The 18,335-nt window shown below is 74.6% G+C and carries 16 protein-coding genes and 1 pseudogene; 7 read left to right on the forward strand and 10 right to left on the reverse strand.

Annotation, left to right across the window (positions count from 1 at the left end):
• A pseudogene (locus AB0B02_RS15110) lies at positions 1 to 260 on the forward strand (type I glutamate--ammonia ligase); the annotation flags it as partial.
• 78 nt (positions 261 to 338) lie between these two features.
• Here AB0B02_RS15110 and mptB (AB0B02_RS15115) read toward each other — a convergent pair.
• Together mptB (AB0B02_RS15115) and mptB (AB0B02_RS15120) are read right to left on the reverse strand one after the other, a co-directional pair.
• On the reverse strand, positions 339 to 1,802 hold the full coding sequence (gene mptB, locus AB0B02_RS15115) for a polyprenol phosphomannose-dependent alpha 1,6 mannosyltransferase MptB (RefSeq protein ID WP_357300627.1): 1,464 nt from the start codon (positions 1,800 to 1,802) through the stop codon (positions 339 to 341).
• A gap of 11 nt (positions 1,803 to 1,813) precedes the next feature.
• On the reverse strand, positions 1,814 to 3,217 hold the full coding sequence (gene mptB, locus AB0B02_RS15120) for a polyprenol phosphomannose-dependent alpha 1,6 mannosyltransferase MptB (protein WP_357300981.1): 1,404 nt from the start codon (positions 3,215 to 3,217) through the stop codon (positions 1,814 to 1,816).
• A 45-nt stretch (positions 3,218 to 3,262) separates the two neighbouring features.
• Here mptB (AB0B02_RS15120) and AB0B02_RS15125 point away from each other — a divergent pair, with 45 nt between their 5' ends.
• Positions 3,263 to 4,894, forward strand: a complete 1,632-nt coding sequence (locus tag AB0B02_RS15125; RefSeq protein WP_357300629.1) for a hypothetical protein — start codon at positions 3,263 to 3,265, stop codon at positions 4,892 to 4,894.
• A gap of 3 nt (positions 4,895 to 4,897) precedes the next feature.
• On the opposite strand, the gene AB0B02_RS15130 is transcribed toward AB0B02_RS15125, so the two are convergent.
• From AB0B02_RS15130 to AB0B02_RS15145, 4 genes are all read right to left on the reverse strand, one after another.
• A complete protein-coding gene (locus tag AB0B02_RS15130) occupies positions 4,898 to 5,347 on the reverse strand; it encodes a DUF6069 family protein (protein ID WP_281936825.1) in 450 nt (149 codons plus the stop codon).
• 46 nt (positions 5,348 to 5,393) lie between these two features.
• Entirely contained in the window at positions 5,394 to 6,377 is a 984-nt protein-coding gene (locus AB0B02_RS15135) for an RNA polymerase subunit sigma-70 (RefSeq protein ID WP_281936827.1), read from the reverse strand.
• 278 nt (positions 6,378 to 6,655) lie between these two features.
• A complete protein-coding gene (locus AB0B02_RS15140) occupies positions 6,656 to 6,859 on the reverse strand; it encodes a DUF397 domain-containing protein (RefSeq protein WP_281936829.1) in 204 nt (67 codons plus the stop codon).
• Entirely contained in the window at positions 6,847 to 7,593 is a 747-nt protein-coding gene (locus tag AB0B02_RS15145) for a Scr1 family TA system antitoxin-like transcriptional regulator (protein ID WP_281936831.1), read from the reverse strand. The genes AB0B02_RS15140 and AB0B02_RS15145 overlap by 13 nt, the downstream gene beginning before the upstream one ends.
• A 208-nt stretch (positions 7,594 to 7,801) precedes the next feature.
• On the opposite strand from AB0B02_RS15145, the gene AB0B02_RS15150 reads away from it, so the two are divergent.
• From AB0B02_RS15150 to AB0B02_RS15160, 3 genes are read left to right on the forward strand one after another with little or no spacing between them, the layout of a single operon-like run.
• A complete protein-coding gene (locus AB0B02_RS15150) occupies positions 7,802 to 8,062 on the forward strand; it encodes a hypothetical protein (protein WP_357300634.1) in 261 nt (86 codons plus the stop codon).
• On the forward strand, positions 8,059 to 8,370 hold the full coding sequence (locus AB0B02_RS15155; protein ID WP_281936835.1) for a hypothetical protein: 312 nt from the start codon (positions 8,059 to 8,061) through the stop codon (positions 8,368 to 8,370). The genes AB0B02_RS15150 and AB0B02_RS15155 overlap by 4 nt, the downstream gene beginning before the upstream one ends.
• Positions 8,367 to 8,621: a flavin reductase gene (locus AB0B02_RS15160; protein ID WP_281936836.1), complete on the forward strand. Its 255-nt coding sequence runs from the start codon at positions 8,367 to 8,369 to the stop codon at positions 8,619 to 8,621. The genes AB0B02_RS15155 and AB0B02_RS15160 overlap by 4 nt, the downstream gene beginning before the upstream one ends.
• Positions 8,622 to 8,760: 139 nt before the next feature.
• Here AB0B02_RS15160 and AB0B02_RS15165 read toward each other — a convergent pair whose 3' ends face one another.
• Complete coding sequence (locus AB0B02_RS15165; RefSeq protein WP_357300637.1) at positions 8,761 to 11,793, reverse strand: bifunctional [glutamine synthetase] adenylyltransferase/[glutamine synthetase]-adenylyl-L-tyrosine phosphorylase; 3,033 nt, start codon at positions 11,791 to 11,793, stop codon at positions 8,761 to 8,763.
• A gap of 1 nt (position 11,794) precedes the next feature.
• Positions 11,795 to 12,562, reverse strand: a complete 768-nt coding sequence (locus AB0B02_RS15170) for a type 1 glutamine amidotransferase (RefSeq protein WP_281936838.1) — start codon at positions 12,560 to 12,562, stop codon at positions 11,795 to 11,797.
• Positions 12,563 to 12,628: 66 nt separating this feature from the next.
• On the opposite strand from AB0B02_RS15170, the gene AB0B02_RS15175 reads away from it, so the two are divergent.
• Positions 12,629 to 13,558 (forward strand): LD-carboxypeptidase, encoded by a 930-nt coding sequence (locus tag AB0B02_RS15175; RefSeq protein WP_281936839.1) that lies wholly within the window; start codon positions 12,629 to 12,631, stop codon positions 13,556 to 13,558.
• A gap of 14 nt (positions 13,559 to 13,572) precedes the next feature.
• On the opposite strand, the gene AB0B02_RS15180 is transcribed toward AB0B02_RS15175, so the two are convergent.
• On the reverse strand, positions 13,573 to 14,463 hold the full coding sequence (locus tag AB0B02_RS15180) for a virginiamycin B lyase (RefSeq protein WP_357300640.1): 891 nt from the start codon (positions 14,461 to 14,463) through the stop codon (positions 13,573 to 13,575).
• A gap of 182 nt (positions 14,464 to 14,645) precedes the next feature.
• On the opposite strand from AB0B02_RS15180, the gene AB0B02_RS15185 reads away from it, so the two are divergent.
• Complete coding sequence (locus AB0B02_RS15185; RefSeq protein ID WP_357300642.1) at positions 14,646 to 15,110, forward strand: hypothetical protein; 465 nt, start codon at positions 14,646 to 14,648, stop codon at positions 15,108 to 15,110.
• A 131-nt stretch (positions 15,111 to 15,241) separates the two neighbouring features.
• Here AB0B02_RS15185 and AB0B02_RS15190 read toward each other — a convergent pair whose 3' ends face one another.
• On the reverse strand, positions 15,242 to 18,256 hold the full coding sequence (locus tag AB0B02_RS15190; protein WP_357300644.1) for a carbohydrate binding domain-containing protein: 3,015 nt from the start codon (positions 18,254 to 18,256) through the stop codon (positions 15,242 to 15,244).
• Positions 18,257 to 18,335 lie beyond the last annotated feature (79 nt).

The following is an 18,335-nucleotide window of genomic DNA, read 5'->3' on the forward strand; positions in this document are numbered from 1 at the left end:
GCAAGATCGAACCCCCGGCCCCCATCGACAAGGACCTCTACGACCTCCCCCCGGAGGAGTGGGGCGACGTCAAGCAGGTCCCCGGCTCGCTGTCGGCCGTGCTCGACTCGCTGGAGGCCGACCACGACTACCTGCTCGACGGCGGCGTGTTCACGCCGGACCTGATCTCCACCTGGGTCGACTGGAAGCGGGCCAACGAGGTCGACCCGGTGCGCCTGCGCCCGACCCCGCACGAGTTCGCGATGTACTTCGACTGCTGAGCACACTCTCGTCAGCACCGGCCGGGCCGGCTCCGCCTTCCGCGGGGCCGGCCCGGCCGTTCCGCTGGCGGGCCGGTGTCAGCGCGGCAGGTGCCGGCGGCGCAGGCCGGCCCGGACGCCGGCCACCACGACAGCCACCACCAGCACCGTCATCAGCACCGCGCCGGGCGCCTTGGTGAACCGGGCCAGGTTCGTGCCGTCGGGCAGCGTGAGCACCGAGGCCACCGCGCAGGGCGCCACGAACCAGACGGTCCGGGCCGGCGACACCACCGCCACCGCGAGCAGGGCCAGCGGCCAGACCGCGTACCAGGGGTGGAAGACCGGGGCGAGCAGCACGGTGGCGGCCAGCGCCAGCCCGCCCCCGAACAACGCCACCCGCTGCCGATCCGCGCCCGACCGGCGCAGCGCCGTCCACACCCACCACCAGAGCGCCACCAGCAGCCCGGCCAGCAGCACCAGCCCGACCACCCGGGTCACCGGCACGGCGTGCGGGTCACGCCCGGCCGCCTCACCGGCGTAGTCGATCACGAAACCGACAGCGGTCGGCGGCGAGGTCCACTGCTGCGAGTCGCCGCTGCGGCCGAGCCCGTCCACCCAGCCCAACCCGAGGCCGGTGGCGAGCGACAGGACGACGAGCGTGCCGAGCACCGCCGCGGCCAGCCGGCCACCGTCGCGCAGCAGCGCCCGCCAGGTGTGCCGGCCGGACACCGCGGCGAGCGCCGCGAACGGCAACACCACCACGGCGACCGCCTTCACCGCGACCGCCAGGCCCAACAACACGCCGGCCACCAGCAGCGCGCGCGGCGTGCCCGGCCGGCGGACGAGCGCCAGCAGCCCGAGCAGGAGCAGCCCGAGCGCGAGCACGTCGTTGTGCGCGCCGGCCACCAGGTGCACCCCGACCAGCGGGCAGGCCAGCACCAGCCAGGCCGCGCGACGGGCCGGCACCCCGGCGGCCCGGGCCAGGCCGGGCAGGGCGGCGGCGACCAGCAGCACCCCGGCCACCGCGACCAGCCGCAGCAGCACGATCGCCCCGACCAGGCCACCGCCGGCGAGCACCGCCAGCCCGGCCAACAACACGAAGAACGGCCCGTACGGCGCGGGCGTGTCCCGCCAGATCGGCGACACCGAACCGGTCCACGGGCAGCCGGCCGCCGCCACCCCCACCCGGTACGGGCTGACCCCCTGCGTCCAGGTCCAGCCCTGGCAGGCGTACGAGTAGACGTCGCGGCTGCCCAGCGGCGGCGCGGCCAGCAGCGGCAACGACCAGAGCCCGGCCGTCAGGTACGCCCACCGGCCCGACGGGGCGCCCCAGCGCAGCGACCACCAGGCGCCGACCAGCAGCACCGTCCCCACCAGCCAGCAGCCCAGCGTCACCGGCCCGTGCGGGGCCTGCCAGAGACCGGCGAGCGTGGTACGCGGCGGCGCGTCGGGCAGCGCCCCGCCCAGCCAGCCGGCCGCGGTGAGCAGGACCGCACCGGCGAGTCCGGCGTACCGGGCGAGCGCGGCGGCCACCGGCCGGACCGGCGCGTCGGGCTCGCTCACCGGCACACTCCTCACTCCACCGGAACCGGCTGCCGCCCCTTCCGAGCCGACCGTACCAACCACACGACCAGCACTATCACGAACAGCGTCATCAGCGGCGCACCCGGCATCTTGGTGTACCGGGGTAAACCGGTCCCGTCCGCCAGCACCAGGAACGACGACACCACTGTGACGATCGAGAACCAGCGCGTACGGCGCGCGGTGGCGGCGAGCACGGCCAGCGGCCAGAGCCAGTACCAGGGGTGGAACAGCGGGGCGAGCGCGACGGTGGCGACCAGCGCCAGCGCCGCGTACCAGAACGGCTCGCCCCGGCGCCACGCCCGGAACCAGAGCCACACCAGCAGCGCGACAAGCACCACCATGCCGATCGCCCGGGTCACCGGCAGCGCGTCGACGTGCACGCCGAACGGCGCCAGCAGGTACCCGACGGTCTGCCCGACCGCGGTCGGCGGTGAGGTCCAGGCCACCACCAGCCCGCCCTGCTCCAGGCCGCTGATGAAGCCGAGCCCGAGACCGGCCACGAGCGTCGCGCCGGCCAGCGCGGCCAGCGCGCCGCCGACCACCCACCCGCCGTCGCGGACCAGCGTCCGGATCCGGTACGGCCCGACGACCGCGGCGAGCGCCGCGAACGGCACCACCACCAGCGCGGTGACCTTGATGCCGGCGGCCAGGCCGAGCAGCAACCCGCCGGCGAGCAACGGCCCGGGGCGGCCCGGCCTGCTCGCCACCACGGCCAGCCCGGCGACGAGCAGGCCGACCATCATCGCGTCGTTGTGCGCCCCGGAGGCCAGGTGCACCGGCACCAGCGGGCTGGCCAGCGCCAGCCAGAGCGCCTGCTTCGGCGGCACCCCGCAGCGGCGGGCCAGCGCCGGCAGCGCCCAAGCGGTCAGCGCCACCCCGGCCACGGCGAGCACCCGGAACAGCGCGACGGCGCCCCACAGCGACCCGGTGGCCTTGACCACCGCGCCGGCGATCAGCACGAACAGCGGCCCGTACGGCGCCGGCGTGTCCCGCCAGATGTACGAGATGGTGTCCAGCCACGGGCAGGGCAGCGCCGACACGCCCTGCTCGTACGGGTTGATCCCGGCCGAGAAGCTGGCACCCTGGCAGGCGTACGCGTAGACGTCCCGGCTGCCCAGCGGTGGGGCGACGAGCATCGGCAGCATCCACAGCGCGACGGTCACCAACGCCCAGCTGGCCGAGGGCACCCGGTTCCGCAACGACCACCACGCCCAGGCCAGCAGCGCGGTGCCGGCCAGCCACAGTCCGATGATCAGCGGCCCGTCCGGGCCCTGCCAGATGCTGACCGGGGTGGGGCGCAGCTCGCCGTCGGGCAGGGCGCCGCCGACGTACGCGGCCACGGCGAGCAACACCGAGCCCGCCAGGCCGGTCCAGCGCGAGAGGTGGTGAGACACCCTCGTCATGCTGCCAGTACGGTGGTTCGCGATCAGGAGGTGGGCATGCGGGGCGGTCGGGTGGTGGCGGTGTCCGCCGCGTCGGCGCTCGTCCTCGCCGTGCTCCTCCTCGTCCTGCCGGCCACCGGCTCGGACCTGTCCGCCCAGGTGGCGCGCGCCGGCTTCTTCGCCGCGCACGGGCCGGCCCTGGTCGATCTGCGCTGGTACGGCGGCGTGCACCCGTGGGGCTACAGCCTCGTCTCGCCGCCGCTGATGGCGCTGCTCGGGGTACGCCCCACCGGCGCGCTGACGCTGCTCGCCTCGGCCACCGCGTTCGCGGCCCTGCTGGTCCGGCTCCGGGTGCCCCGCCCGCTGCTCGGCAGCCTGGTCGGGGTCGTCACGATCGCCGGCAACCTGGTCTCCGGCCGGGTCACCTACGCGCTCGGTGTCACGTTCGGCCTGGCCGCGCTGCTCGCCCTGACGCTGCCCGCCGACGTGACCGGCCGGGCCAACCGGATGCGCGCCGCAACGGTCGCCGTCGCCGCGCTGCTCGCCTCCGCGGCCAGCCCGGTGGCCGGGCTGTTCGTCGGGCTCGCCGGCGTCGCGCTGCTGCTCACCCGCCGGTACGCCGACGGCCTGCTGCTCGCCGTGCCGGCGGCCGGGCCGCTCGCGGTGACCGGGCTGCTGTTCGGGGAGGGCGGCTGGATGAACATCAGCCGGGCGGACACGGTCCACGCGGTGGTGACCAGCCTGCTGGTCGCGGCGCTGGTGGCGTACCGGCCGGTGCGGGTGGGCGCGCTGCTCTCCGCGGCCGGGGTGCTGGCGGCCGCGTTGCTGCCCACCCCGGTCGGGCTGAACGCCACCCGCCTGGTGGTGATGTTCGCGCTGCCGGTGCTGGCCGCCGCCGCGTCCCTGCCGCGCGGCCTGACCGGTCGGCTGTCTCCCGCCGCCGACCGCCGGGACGCGTTCGCCGGGCGCGAGGCGGTCGGGCGCGGGCTGCCCCGGGCCGCCGGGGCGGTCGGGTTGGCCGCGCTGCTGGCGGCGGTCTGCTGGTGGCAGCCGCCGGTGGTCACCGCCGACCTGCGCAGCGCCGACGACCCGACGGCCGATCCGGCGTACTTCGCGCCGCTGCGGGCGGAGCTGGCCCGGCGCGGGCTCACCGGGCGGGTGGAGGTGCCGCCGACCCGCAACTACTGGGAGGCCGCCCGCCTCGGCGAGGTGCCGCTGGCCCGGGGCTGGCTGCGACAGGCCGACATCGACCGCAACCCGCTGTTCTTCACCACCGTGCCGGGCGCTGCCGGCACCGGCGTCCCGCTGACCGCCGACAGCTACCGGGCCTGGCTGGCCGACAACGCGGTGCAGTACGTCGCCGTGCCGGACGCGGAACTGTCCTGGGTGGGGCGGCCGGAGGCGGAACTGGTGGCCGCCGGGCAGCCGTACCTGACCGAGGTCTGGTCGGACCGGCACTGGCGGCTCTACGCGGTCGCCGACCCCACGCCGCTGGTCGGCGCGCCCGGTGAACTGGTCCGGCAGGACGGCGCCTCGGTCACGTTCCGGGCCTCCGTCGCCGGTCCGGTGCCGGTCCGGGTCCGCCACGACCGCTGGCTGTCCGTCACCGACGGCGCCACGCTCTCCCCCGACGGCGACTGGCTCACCGTCACGGTGCCCCGCCCCGGCACCTACACGCTCACCGGCTGACCGTCACCCGGCCCGGCGGCGCAGGCTCCGCGTCAGGGCCGGGATCATCACCGCCGCCGCCACCAGATGCAGCCCGACCAACGCGGCGACGGTGGCGGTGTCCGCCCCCACCAGAAACGGCGGGACCAGCGAGATCGCGGTCAGCGACCCGACCGTCCACCCGAACCGCTCGGCGGGACGGGCGCTCCACCGCAGCAGGGCGGCGGCAATGATCACGCCCACGACGGAGAAGAAGCCGGTTACCACCGCGAACCCGCCCAGCGGGATGGTCTCGCCGCCGTCGGGGACCGCGAAGTCGACGCCGAGGGCGCGGGCGACGGCGGCGGCGAGGGTGGTGACCACCACCGCCGCGAGCGTGGCGACCAGACCGGTGCCGGCGAGCCGGCGGAAGCGGTGGCCGGTCCGGCCCGGCGCCGGGCCGGCGACCACCGAGGCGTCGTTGGCGCTGGTCATGTCGTTCCTCCAGGATTCGCTTCGGGGGACGCGGATGCGCACAGGACTACTCGGCGTCGTCGGCCGGCAGACGCCCGGGCAGCCCGAGCCGTGGGAACTGGTCGGCGTGGAACGTGACGATCTCGGCGATCGCCCCGCCGCTGACGCGCAGGGCGTCGACCGTCAGCGGCAGGTACGCGCCTGCCCCCTCCTGCCAGAGGTAGAAGGCGACGGCGGGCTGCCGGTTCACCGAGGTGGGAACGGCCCGCAGGCGCCCCAGCTCCGGGAAGCCGTCCGACACCCAGTCCGCGACCACTGCGGCGCGACCGACTTGGAGGCCCGGCGTGGGCGGCATCGAGCAACGCACGTCCTCGCGCAGCAGCGCGGCGAGTCGGCCGACGTCCTTGGCCACGCTGGCGTCGGTGAAGCGGCGGACCAACTCGCGGGTGCCGGCGTCCTCCTCGCCGCCGGTCCAGTCCTGCCGCTCGGCGGGCAGGTGCGCGCGCATTCCGGCACGGGCCCGCTGCAATGCGCTGTTCACCGAGTGGACGGAGTCCCCGAGCAGCTCCGCGACGTCCCGCGCCGGCCAGCCGAGCACATCCCGCAGGATCAGCACGGCGCGCGGGCGCGGCGCGAGGTGCTGGACCGCGACCAGGTACGCCAGCTCGATCGTCTCCCGTGCCACGGCGACCGCCTCCGGTTCGTCCGCGTCGCCTCCGGGCACCTCGTCGAGCAGCCGGTCCGGGTAGGGCTGCAACCACGGCACCTCACCGCCGGTCGCCGGCGCCGGGCGGCGCTTGGCGAGCAGGTCCAGCGAGGCGTTGGTGGCGATCCGGTAGAGCCAGGCCCGGAGCGTCGACCGGCCCGCGTAGGTCTCCCGCCGCCGCCACGCTCGCAGGAAGGTCTCCTGCACCACGTCCTCGGCGTCCTCGAACGACCCGAGCATCCGGTAGCAGTGCACGTGCAGCTCCCGCCGGTGCCGCTCGGTCAGCCCGGCGAACACCGGCCCGTCGATCTCGTCCCGCCCCGCCCGCCACGTCTGCGCGCTCATCTCGTCATCCTCGTGTCTCGTCGTGTCCCGTCGAGGGTGTGACGGACGCGGGCGGGAGAACTCATCACCGGTCGTCTTCGCCGCGCTTCGGCGTCGCCGGAACCCGGCCTCGCAGCCGTCCGCCCCCGACTTCGAGGAGGCATACGAACTGGGGCGGGCCGACGAACGGACGGCGCAGCGCGGCGAGGACCGCCCGGTGTCGCGTATCTACCAGTTCCCGCGCCGCGAAAGCTGAAGGCCCCCGGGCATGATCGCCGAGGGCCTCCAGGTGGTCGAGGTCAGCCGAGCGGGCCGATCTCCTTAGCGAGGTTGACGAAGCCCGCCCATGCTGCGGGCGGGAAGGCGAGCGTCCCGCCGTCGCGGTCCTTGGTGTCCCGCACGAAAACGCGGCCGGGAAGATTGTCCGCGACTTCCACGCACGCCCCGCCGTTGGAGCTGCTGCGGGTGCTCTTACGCCACTGAGCGCCGGTCAGATCATCCATGATCGTGCTTCCAATAGCTCGACGGTCTGGTCTCGCGGCAGCGCGACCGACCTCACGGTATCCCAAACCGCCCACAGCGGAGCAACGTCATTAGTGATCCGCCCGGCCGCCTGGTCGTCGAGGTAGCCGACGTCGTCCCCCTCGGGCGTGCTGGCGATGATGAACGGCCCCGCTTGGCCGGGGTGCAGGCCGGCTCGCAGAGGCAGTACGTGGATCATCACGTTTGGCCGCTGAGCGAGCGCGGCGAGGTGGTCAAGCTGCGGGCCGAGGACATCGGGTGCCCCTCGGCGTAGCGCCCCCTCGTCGATGACGAATACGACCAGCGGCGGGCGAGGGCGGTCCAGCACGGCCGACTGCCGACGTAGCCGAGCCTCGACGAAATGCTCAGCGTCCGCCGCGAGGAGTCCACTGGCGAGAACGGCGCGGGCGTAGTCAGAAGTCTGAAGCAGCCCGGGAATGACTGCGCTTTCGAACCAGCGCAGCCCCAGCGCCTCGCGCTCGATGTCAGCCCATGGACGAAACCACTTCGGGTCGCGCCGCCGCGACGCGTCCGGCCAAAGTTCCTCCGCGTCCCGACGAAGGAGCTCAGCCACCGTCGCGCGATGCCGAGTTTGGGGGATGCGGTCCTGGGTGACCCAACGGGCAACCGTCTTCGGGTCTACGCCTACCTGAGCTGCGACGCTTTCGGCGGTGTGCCCCGCCTCTGACATTGCTCGCTGGACAGCCCGGTTCATCCTTCTGTCTCATCCGATCGTCCCTGATGTCTGAGTTACATACTGCTACGCGGTGTTACTGTCCCGCAACTCTCGGCAGGCTGCTCTTTAGACGGCGCGGCCGGTGGGAGAAGGGGCCCGGCGACCGTGTCAGTCACGGGACCGCCTCGTCCGTCTGTCACTCAGCGCGGGGCGGCCCCTCTCCCAGTCCCCATGAGAGGAGCGCGCCGTGCACAGACAGAAGCCGAGGCTCTACCGGATTGCCGTCCTCTCCTCCCGCTTTCACCGCCCCCGCCTGCGCCTGGTCCCGCCCGGCCTGGCCTGCTCCTGCGGTCTGATGACCTGGCGCTACTGCCTGAGGTTGCGTCGCCGGGCCCAGGTAACCCCGCTCTACCCGCCACCGGCCACCCGCCCCCCGACGACCGGCCACGCGTGGGCGTCCTCCCCCGCGACGACGACCGTCTTCCGGCGCAACGGGGAGCGGCGATGACCGCGCCCCGTGGCCGCACGGTCGGCCCGCCCGCCCTTCCAGCGTTTCGCGCGGGCGACGTGCTTCACCTGACCCGTTCGGCGTCCCCCCAGTTCGCGCACCCGATCACGCTCCGCGTGATTCGCGAACTCGACTGGACGACCTTCGACGGGTGGCGCTGGGTGGACGGCTACCAGCTCGGCCCGGACGGCGGCGCGACCGCCCGCCGGTCGCTGTACGTTCGCGCCGACGGCGTCCGCAGACTCGATGCCCCGCCCCGCCGACCCGCGGCCCTACGCTGTTCGCTGGCTGCGGGGGTGATGGCGTGAATCACCTCACCGACGACCACTCCCCGGTCCGCCCGGGGTGGACGTGCCGCGCGACGGGCGGCCTTTGGCCGTGCACGACCGCCCGCACGGCGCTCCTCGTCATGTTCGACGGCGACCGCCGGGGCCTGATTCTTCACCTCGGCGCACAACTCGCCGACGCGATCGACGACTACGCGGCCCAGAACTCGGGGAGCATCCCACCGGGTCTGGCGGAGCGCATCATGGGTTGGGCGCTGGCGCTGCCCGAATGACCCCGCCCACCCGAGACCCGCTCCGTGTGCCCTTTCCGGACAGCCCAGCGCGGGCCACATTCTTCTTGGGACACTCCTCGGCACGCTGGCGCACAGGCGGTGTGCGTACGCGACGGCACGTTGCAGGGCCGGTATCAGGTCAGAGTGGGGCTTCGAGGATGCGCTGGACGACGGTGCGCGAGTGGCGGCCGGTGCGCAGGTACTCGTCGAGGAACTCGCCCGGGTCCTCGTGGCCGAGCAGGCGCACCACGCCGGCCAGCTCCACCCCGTGCCGGGGCAGTTGGTCGCCGGCCCGGCCGCGTACCAGCATCAGCGCGTCGCGGACCTGCGCGGCGAGCGTCCAGCCGGCGGCCAACTCGGCCGCGTCGTCGGGGTCGAGCAGGCCGGCCTCGCGGGCCGCCGCGAGGGCGTCGAGGGTACGGGTGCCGCGCAGCGCGGGCAGCCGGCCGGCGTGCCGGAGCTGGAGCAGTTGCACGGCCCACTCGACGTCGGCGAGCCCGCCCCGGCCCAGCTTGGTGTGGGTGGCCGGGTCGGCGCCGCGGGGCAGCCGCTCGGTCTCCACCCGCGCCTTGATCCGGCGGATCTCCACCACCTGCTCGCGGCTCAGCCCGTCGGCCGGGTAGCGCACCGGCTCGACCATCGCCTCGAACTCGGCGCCCAGGTCGGCGTCGCCGCAGACGAACCGCGCCCGCAGCAGCGCCTGCGCCTCCCACACCTTCGACCAGCGCGCGTAGTACTGCGCGTACGCGGCCAGGCTGCGGACCAGCGGGCCCTGCCGGCCCTCCGGGCGCAGGTCGGCGTCGACGCCGAGCGGCGGGTCAGGCGCCGGCGCGGAGAGCAGCCGGCGCAGCTCCTCCGCGATCGCGTGCGCGGCGGCGCTGGCCGCCCCGGCCGCGTTCTCGTCCGCCCCGGGCGGCGGGTCGTAGACGAACAGCACGTCGGCGTCGGAGAGGTAGTTGGACTCGTACCCGCCGAGCCGGCCCATGCCGATCACGGCGAAGCGCAGGCCCGGTGGCCCGGGTTGGGCGACCCGGGCGGCGCGCAGCGCGGCGGCCAGCGTGGCGTCGGTGACGTGGGAGAGCGCGGTGCCGACCGCGCTGACGTCCACCACCGTGGGACGGCGTGCCCCGCCGCCCGGCGGGCGTGGGGTGAGCGGGGCCAGCGACCCGGCCCGGCTGAGCACGTCGGCGGCGGCGATCCGGACCAGCTCGCGGCGGCGCAGCGCGCGGACCGCACGGGTGGCCTCGACCGGGTCGTCGTGCCGGACCGCCGCCGCCACGAAGCCCTCTACGAGGGTCTCCCGGGGACGCGGGGTCAGTTCGCTGTCCTCGGCCAGCAGCCGCAACGCCTCCGGCTCCCGGGCCAGCAGGTCGGCCGCGTACTTGGAGGAGGAGAGCACCCGGGCCAGCCGGCGCGCGACCGGGCCGGAGTCGCGCAGCAGGCGGAGATACCACGGGGTGCTGCCGAGCTTGTCGGACACCTGCCGGTAGTTGAGCAGGCCGCGGTCCGGCTCCGGGGCGTCGGCGAACTCGTCGAGCAGCACCGGCAGCAGCGTGCGCTGGATCGCGGCGGTGCGGCTGACGCCGCCGGTGAGCGCCTGGAGGTGCCGCAGCGCGCCGGCCGGGTCGGCGAAGCCGAGCACCTCCAGCCGGTGCCGGGCCGCCTCCGGGGTGAGCCGCAGCCCTTCGGCCGGCACCCGGGCCACCGACTCCAGCAGCGGCCGGTAGAGCAGTTTCGCGTGCAGTCGGCGTACCTCGGTGGCGTGGGTGACCCACTCGGCGCGGAACTCCTCGACGGCGCTGCGGCCCGGGGTGGCCGCGTAGCCGAGCGCGGCGGCGAGCCAGCGCAGCGCGGCCGGCTCGGTCGGCACGGTGTGCGTGCGGCGCAGGCCCTGGAGCTGGAGCCGGTGCTCGACGGCGCGCAGGAAACGGTAGCCGCGCAGCAGCGCCTCGCCGTCGGCGCGGCCGACGTAGCCGCCGGCGACCAGGGCGCGCAGCGCCGGCAGGGTGCCCGGCACGCGCAGCGACTCGTCGCCGCGGCCGTGCACGAGCTGGAGCAGTTGGACGGCGAACTCGATGTCGCGCAGGCCGCCCGGACCGCGCTTGATCTCGCGTTCCAGCTCCTTCGGCGGCACGTTGTCGAGGATCTTGCGGCGCATGGACCGGACGTCGGAGACCGCTTCCGGCCGCTCCGCCGCGGTCCAGACCAGCGGGGCGAGCGCCGCGATCCACTCCCGGGCCAGCACCAGGTCACCGACCGCCGGGCGGGCCTTGAGCAGCGCCTGGAACTCCCAGGTGCGGGCCCAACGCTTGTAGTAGGCCAGGTGGCTGGCGAGCGTGCGGACCAGCGGACCCCGGTTGCCCTCCGGGCGCAGCGCGGCGTCGACCGGCCACGCGACCAGCCCGCAGATCCCGATCAGCCGGGTGGCGACCTGGGTGGCGGCGATCAGGTCGTCGTCACCGGCGGCGACGAAGATGACGTCGACGTCGGAGACGTAGTTCAGCTCGTCGCCGCCGCACTTGCCCATCGCGACCACCGCGAGCCGGGGCGGGGTGGTGCCCTCGGGCAGCTCGTCGACCGCGATGTCGTAGGCGGTGGCCAGCGTGGCGTCGGCCAGGCCGGACAGCGCGGCCATGGTCTGCTCCAGGCCGCGCCCGCCGGTCAGGTCGGCCGCCGCGATCCGCAGCAGCGCCAACCGGTACGCCTGCCGCAGCAGCGGGACCGCGCCGGTGAGCGTGGTCAGCTTGGCGGCGGCGGTCAGGTCGAGCCGGCCGTCGGCGGTCGGGGCGAGCCCGTCCGGCTCGGTGGCCAGCACCGCCCACTGTCCGGGGTTGGCGACCAGGTGGTCGCCGAGCGCCGAGGAGGCGCCGAGCACCGCGACCAGCCGGCGGCGCAGGCCGGGGTCGGCGGCGAGCGCGTCGCGGACGGCGACCTCGTCGCCGTGCTGCCGTTCCGCCTCGACGAGCCGGTGGAGCTGGCGCAGCGCCAGGTCCGGGTCGGCGGCCCGGGAGAGCGCGGTGAGCAGCTCGACGGCCTGGTCGTCGGTGGGTTCCTGGGTGTCCGGCCGCCACAGGCCGAGCCCGTCCGGGCCGAGCAGGTCGACGGCGCGTGGACCGGTGTCGCTCTCGGCGAAGCCGTAGCGGGCCAGGCGCCCGCGGGCCGGCCGGGTCACCTCACGCCCCGAGCAGCGGCAGGCTGCGGCGCGGGCTGTCGTCGCCGAGTTCGCCGAGCGCGAGCGCGGCGAACCGGACCGCGAACGGCTGCCAGGCCTCCTCGACGTCGGCCATCGCCCGGTCGCACGCGGCCACCACCAGCTCCGGGTCGTAGCCCAGCTCGGCGAGCGTGGCCGAGTCGCGCGACCACTCGGCGATCATCGCGGTGTCGCACTCGATGTGGAACTGCAACCCCCAGGCCCGGTCGCCGAGGCGGAACGCCTGGTGCGGGTAGCGGGTGGACGCGGCGAGCAGCGTCGCGCCGTGCGGCAGCTCGGTGATCTCGTCGGCGTGCCACTGGAGCACGTCGGGCATCAGCGGCACGAAACGGAACAGCGGGTCGGTCTCGGCGGCGTCGCGCCGGCCGACCACGGTGGGGCCGACCTCCGGCCCGGACGGGCTGCGCTCCACCCGTCCGGCGTGCGCGGTGGCGAGCAGTTGCGCGCCCAGGCAGATCGCCAGCGTGGGCAGCCGGTGGCGGACCGCCTTGCGTAGCAGCCCCTCCAGCGCCGGGAACCAGGGCGCGCCCGGGCTGTCGTCGGCCAGCGGATAGGCCTGCTGGTCGCCGCCGAGCACCACCAGGGCGGCGTACCCGTCGAGGTCGGCGGGGAGCGCGTCGCCCGCGTGCGGGCGCAGGACGCGCAACTCCAGACCCCCCTCGGTGAGCCACTCCCCCAGTCGGCGGAGGTCGTCGGTCGGGTCGTTCTCGATCACCAGCGCGGTCGCCACGACGTCGAGGCTAGCCGGTACGCCCGACACCGGACGGTCCGGCTCGGCCGCACTAGGCTCGCGATCGTGTCCACCGACGACTGCCTGCGCCCACCGGTCCTGCGTCCCGGCGACGCGGTGATGCTGGTGTCGCCGTCCGGCCCGACCCGGCCCGAACGGGTGGCCCGCGGCGTCGAGCTGCTCACCGGCTGGGGGCTGCGGCCGGTGCCCGCGCCGAACGCGTACGCCCGGCGGGGTTACCTGGCCGGCGACGACGCGCTGCGGGCCGCGGACCTGAACGCCGCGTTCGCCGACCCGGGGATCCGTGGCGTGCTCTGCACCCGGGGCGGGTACGGCGCGCAGCGGGTGGTGGACCTGATCGACATGGCGGCGGTACGCCGCGACCCGAAGGTGGTGGCCGGCTTCTCCGACATCACCGCGTTGCAGTTCGCGCTCTGGCGGGGCGCCCGGCTGGCCGGGGTGCACGGTCCGGGCGCCGCCTGGCGGGACGAGCGCACCCCGATCCGCTCGGCGGAGTCGCTGCACGCCGCGCTGATGACCACGGAACCGGTGACGGTCGCGGCGGTCGGGACGGAGGAGACGTACCCGGTGCGGGTGCCCGGGCGGGCCGAGGGCCGGCTGCTGGGCGGCAACCTGTGCCTGCTCACCGCGTCGATCGGCACGCCGGACATGCCGGACCTGACCGGTGCGATCCTGCTGGTCGAGGAGGTGCAGGAGCCGCCGTACAAGATCGACCGGATGCTGACCCACCTGCGCCGCTGCGGTGCCCTGGCCGGGCTCGCCGGCGTGGCGGTCGGCCAGTTCACCGAGTGCGCGGACGGCTGGGACACCACCGTCGTCGACGTGCTGACCGACCGGCTGGGCGACCTGGGCGTCCCGGTCCTCGGCGGCCTCCCGATCGGCCACGGCCCCGGCCAGCTCACCGTCCCGGTCGGCACCCCCGCCGTCCTGGACACCGCCACCGACACCCTCACGGTCACCCCCGCCGTCCGCTGACCCCCTTCACCTCGTCAGGCCGGCGGGGTCAGGTGGGCGACCGCGCCGGTTTCCAGGGCGACCCAGACCGAGCCGTCGGGGGTGACCGTGAGGCCGTGCGGCTCGGAGTTCGGGGTGGGCAGGTCGTGGTGGGTGAACGTGCCGTCGGGGGCGAGGTGGCCGAGGCGGTTCGCGGCCCACTCGGTGAACCAGCAGCCGCCGGCGGGGTCGGCGACGATCGCGTGCGGCCGGGCCGCCCGGTCCGGCAGCGGGAACTCGTCGATCCGCCCGTCCGGCGTGATCCGACCGAGCTGCCCGGCGAGGATCTCGACGAACCAGAGCGCGCCGTCGCCACCCCGGGTGATGCCGACCGGCCCGGCCGCGTCGGTGGGCAGCGGATGCACCGTCACCGAGCCGTCGAGGTCGACGCGGGCGATGGCGTTCGCCTGGTTGAGCGTCAGCCAGAGCGCCTCGTCCGGCCCGACGGCCAGCATTGACGGGAAGCCCTTGGCGACCGGCAACGGGAACGTGCTGACCTCCCCGTCGGCGGTGACCCGGCCGACCGTGTCGTCGCCCATGCCGGCGTACCAGAGCGCGCCGTCCGGCCCGGTGACCAGGCCGCACGGGGCGCAACCCGAGGGCAGCGCAAGCGAGCCGCCCGTGCCGTCGACGGTGAGCCGACCGAGCCGGTGGTCGCCGGAGCGGGTGTACCAGAGCGCGCCGTCCGGACCGGTGGTGATGATCAGCGGCCGGCTCTCCGGCGGGTCCGTGCGGAAGGCCCGCACCGCGCCGTCCGGGCCGAGCCGGGCGACGCCGCCGGAGCCGGCCAGCGTCAGCCAGAGCGCGCCGTCCGGCCCGACCGTGATCGCGTACGGGCCGGAGCCCGGCCCGGTGAGCGCGACCTCGCGGATGACGGACTGTGTCATGAGGGGTGTCCTTCCCTCGGGATCTCCGCCAAGCGTCGCGGCCGTCCCGACGGCGCGGCAACCACATTTGTCCGGATGCTCGCCCGATTCCCAGCTCGCTGACAGGGTCGCCACGGGTTGCCCCCAGCTCCGACCGTCACTGTCGGTGACGTCATCGCACCACCACCGAGAAGGAGAACCGCATGATCCGCACGACGAGGAAGCGCCTGCTGGTCGGTCTCGCCGCCGCCGGCGTGCTCACCGTCGGGATCGCCGCCCCGACGGTGGCGCTCGCCGACGACAACAAACCGAGCGCCAGCACGAGCAGCGACCAGGGCGGCGACCGCCAGCAGCGGCACGCCGACCGGCAGGCCGAGTTCGCCGAGGCGCTCGCCAAGGAGCTGGGTGTCCCGGCCGACAAGGTCACCGCGGCGCTGGAGAAGCTGCGCGAGCAGCGGCAGGCGGACCGGCCGGAGCGGCCGACGCCACCGTCGGCGCAGGACCGCCAGGCCGCCCTGAAGGAGCGGCTGGACCAGGCCGTCAAGGACGGCAAGCTGACCCAGGAGCAGGCCGACGCGGTGCTCAAGGCCGCCGAGGCGGGCGTCTTCCCCGGTCCGGGCGGCCCCGGCATGGGCCACCGCGACTGGCACGGTCAGGGCGGCAAGTGACCCGGTGGCCCCGCCACCCCTCGCCGGCCGCACCTCCCTCCCGGCCGGCCCCGGCGGGGCCACCCAGATGAAAGGCGGGGCCCCTTCCTAACGCATTTCGCATAGGAGGGGGCCCGCTTAACACCTCCCGCTCAGCGCAGGTACGGCCCGTCCGCGCCGATCTTGCCGGGCGCCGGGTTGCCGGGTAGGTCGAGCACGTAGACCCGCAGGTTGCCCTGGCCGCTGACCGAGGCGGTCAGCGTGCCGTCGGTGACCGTGCGCACGTCGCCGCTGACCGCGTCCACGTACCGGCCGTTCGGCACGCCCCGGAACGTGGCCGAGCCGGAGACGGTGACCAGCGCGAAGCTGTCCACCGCGCCCTGCGTGAACCGCCGCTTGTACGCCATCGCGCCGCTCACGCCCTCGGTCGAGTACTGCCCCTTCTGCAACGCCGGCACGGCCCGCCGGATCAGGTTGAGCCGCTGCACGTGCTTGACCAGCGGCTGGGCGAGCGTGGTGGCCACCGCCCCGCTGGCCGACCCGACCACCCCGAAGTCGGCGGCGGTGACGCTGCCGGCCAGGTGGTCGCCGTAGTAGGCGCGGCCGGTGGTGGCCAGCGGGCAGGTCGGCCCGCAGTCGATCCGGGCGCCCTTCTGGAACTCGATCTCCGAGCCGTAGTAGAGCGTCGGGATGCCGCGGAACGTCCACATCAGGCTCATGTTCTCCGCCCAGGCGTCGGTGCCGCCGGTGTAGCGGGTGGCGGACTTGTTCGGCCCGTAGTCGTGGCTGTCGACGTAGACGACGTTGTAGGTGGCGTCGTTGTAGCTGTCGTCGGAGTCCTTCCCGTTGCCGAACGCGTTGCCGGCGTCGGAGAAGTTCATGTGCATCCGCATGTCGATGACGTTCATGCCGGAGAACTTCGAGTGATCCGGCGCGTGGTACGCGTTGCCGCGCAGGAATGCGTTGTCGGTGGTGGGCTGCCCGGCCGGGCCGAGGAGCTGCTCGTAGTCGTACTGCTCGATCGCGGCCCGCACGTCGTCCGGGCTGTACTCCTTGCGCTCCTGCCAGGTGAAGAACTGCGCGGAGTGGTTGACCGAGCCACGGTTCCACTTGTCGTTGACGAACGCGGCGACCTCGCCGAAGACGTAGAAGTCCTTGCCCTTCGCGCCGAACTTCGACACCGCGTGCTGCTGGATGGCGGGCAGGAAGCGCCGGTTCCAGGTGACCCGGGGGATGTGCACGGCGGTGTCGATCCGGAAGCCGTCCACGCCCATGTCGATGTACCTGTTGTACGCGTTGATCAGGTATTCCTGCACGGCCGCGTTCTCGGTGTTGAAGTCCGCCAGGTCCTCGTGCAGCCAGCAGCTCCGCGCGTCCTCGCCCTCCCAGTTGCCGATCCAGCACTGGTGGTACCTGTCGGCGGGGAACAGCTTGCTGGTCGGGGTGGGCCACTGGCACTGGTAGAGCGAGTAGCCCTCGGCGCTGCGCCCGCCGGTCGGCGTACCCCAGTTCAGGCACTGGTTGCCGGCCGGCGCGGCGGACGACCACACGTCGCCGTTGTACGGCCGGCCCTTGGCCTTGGCGTTCTGCGCCGGGGTGAGCGCCGGGTCGTTTCCGGTCGCCTCGACCATCGGGTCGTACTCGCGGCCGGCCTGCTGCTGGTCGTAGTACCACTTCCACTGGTCGTCGCGGGTGCCGTAGACGGTGGGCGTGAACAGCCCCTTGGCGCCCCACCGGGAGCTGTGGTTGTAGACCACGTCCTGGAAGATCTTGATGCCCTTGGCGTGCGCCGCGTTGATCAGGTCCTGGTACGACGCCCCGGCGCTCTCCAGCCGCGGGTCGACGCGGTAGAAGTCCCAGCCGTGGTAGCCGTGGAAGTCGTAGTCGGAGCGGTTGAGCACCACCGGCGTGATCCAGATGGCCGAGAAGCCGAGCGCCTTGACGTAGTCGAGCTTGTCGACCAGCCCCTTGAAGTCGCCCCGGAACATCGGGTCGTTGTTCGCCGCGTTGCCGGAGGCCACGTGCTGGCTGCCGCCCCGGTTGTTGGCCGGGTCGCCGTCGGCGAACCGGGCGGTCATCACGAAGTAGATGCTGTCCTCGCGCGGGTCGCCGCCGAGCGGGGCGCCGCCGGCCGGCGCGCTGCCGGTGGTCGCGGACGCCGGCGCGCTCGCCGTCGACCGGTTGCCGGCCGCGTCGAGCGCCCGCACCGTCCAGGTGTACGCCGTGCCGGGCCGCAGGTCGTACGCGACGTACCGGGTGGTGGTGCTGGTGACCGTGGTGCTCCCGGCGCCTCCGGTGCGGGTCAGCTCGTACCCGGTGACGGCCCGGTCGTCGGTGGCCGCCGTCCAGGTCAGGGTGACCGCCAGCCCGTCGGCGACGGCGGTCAGGCCGCCCGGCGTGGACGGCGGCGTGGTGTCCGGGACGGCCGGCGCGCAGGGGTCGGCGGCGGAGGCGGTGACCCGGCCGTTGTCGACGACGCTGCGTCCGGTGCCGAGGGTGTAGTCCGCGCCGCCGTTGTTGTCCCAGGTGCCGGTCGTGTTGTTGAACGCGGCGGTCAGCCCGGTGGCCGCGCCGAGGTCCACGATCCGGCGGGCCCAGCCGGCGCAGCGCGTCTCCATGGCGACGCCCGGCGCGGTGGTCCAGGTGCCGCCGGTGGGCCGGTAGTGCAGATTCGCGGCGCTCCATCCGCGCGGGGTGAGGTGGTACCAGACCTCGGCGGTGTTGCCGGCGATGCCGGACGGCGTCGGTGTGGGCGGGGCGGACGGCGTCGGCGTGGCACCCGCGCACGGGTCACCGGTGCCGATCCGGCCGGCGGCGACGGTCACGGTGCCGGCGCCGAGGCGGTAGTTGGCGCCGTTGTTGTTGTCCCAGACGCCACTGCCGTTGGTGAAGACGACCTGGGCGCCGGTGGCCGCGCCCAGGTCGACGACCTTGCGACGCCAGCCGGCGCAGGCGGCGTCCATCGGCACGCCGGGCACCGGCGTCCAGGCCTGCCCGTCCACGCCGTAGTGGATGTTGACCGCGGTGCCCCAGGCGGCCGGCGGTTGGTAGTAGACGGTGACGGTGTTGGCCGCCGCGGCGGCGGTGAACGGCAGCAGCGCGGCGAGCACGCCGGCGGCGAGCGCGAGCGCTCCCCACCGGCGGCGGGTGGTGGTCCTGCCTCTCATGGCGGCTCTCCTGACACCCCGGCCCAACTCAGCGGACGCAAGGGGATGAAGGCGTTGCAAGAACTTGCGACGCGTGGTG

It is taken from the genome of Micromonospora sp. NPDC049240, from assembly GCF_040647835.1.
In the GTDB taxonomy this organism is placed as follows: domain Bacteria; phylum Actinomycetota; class Actinomycetes; order Mycobacteriales; family Micromonosporaceae; genus Micromonospora.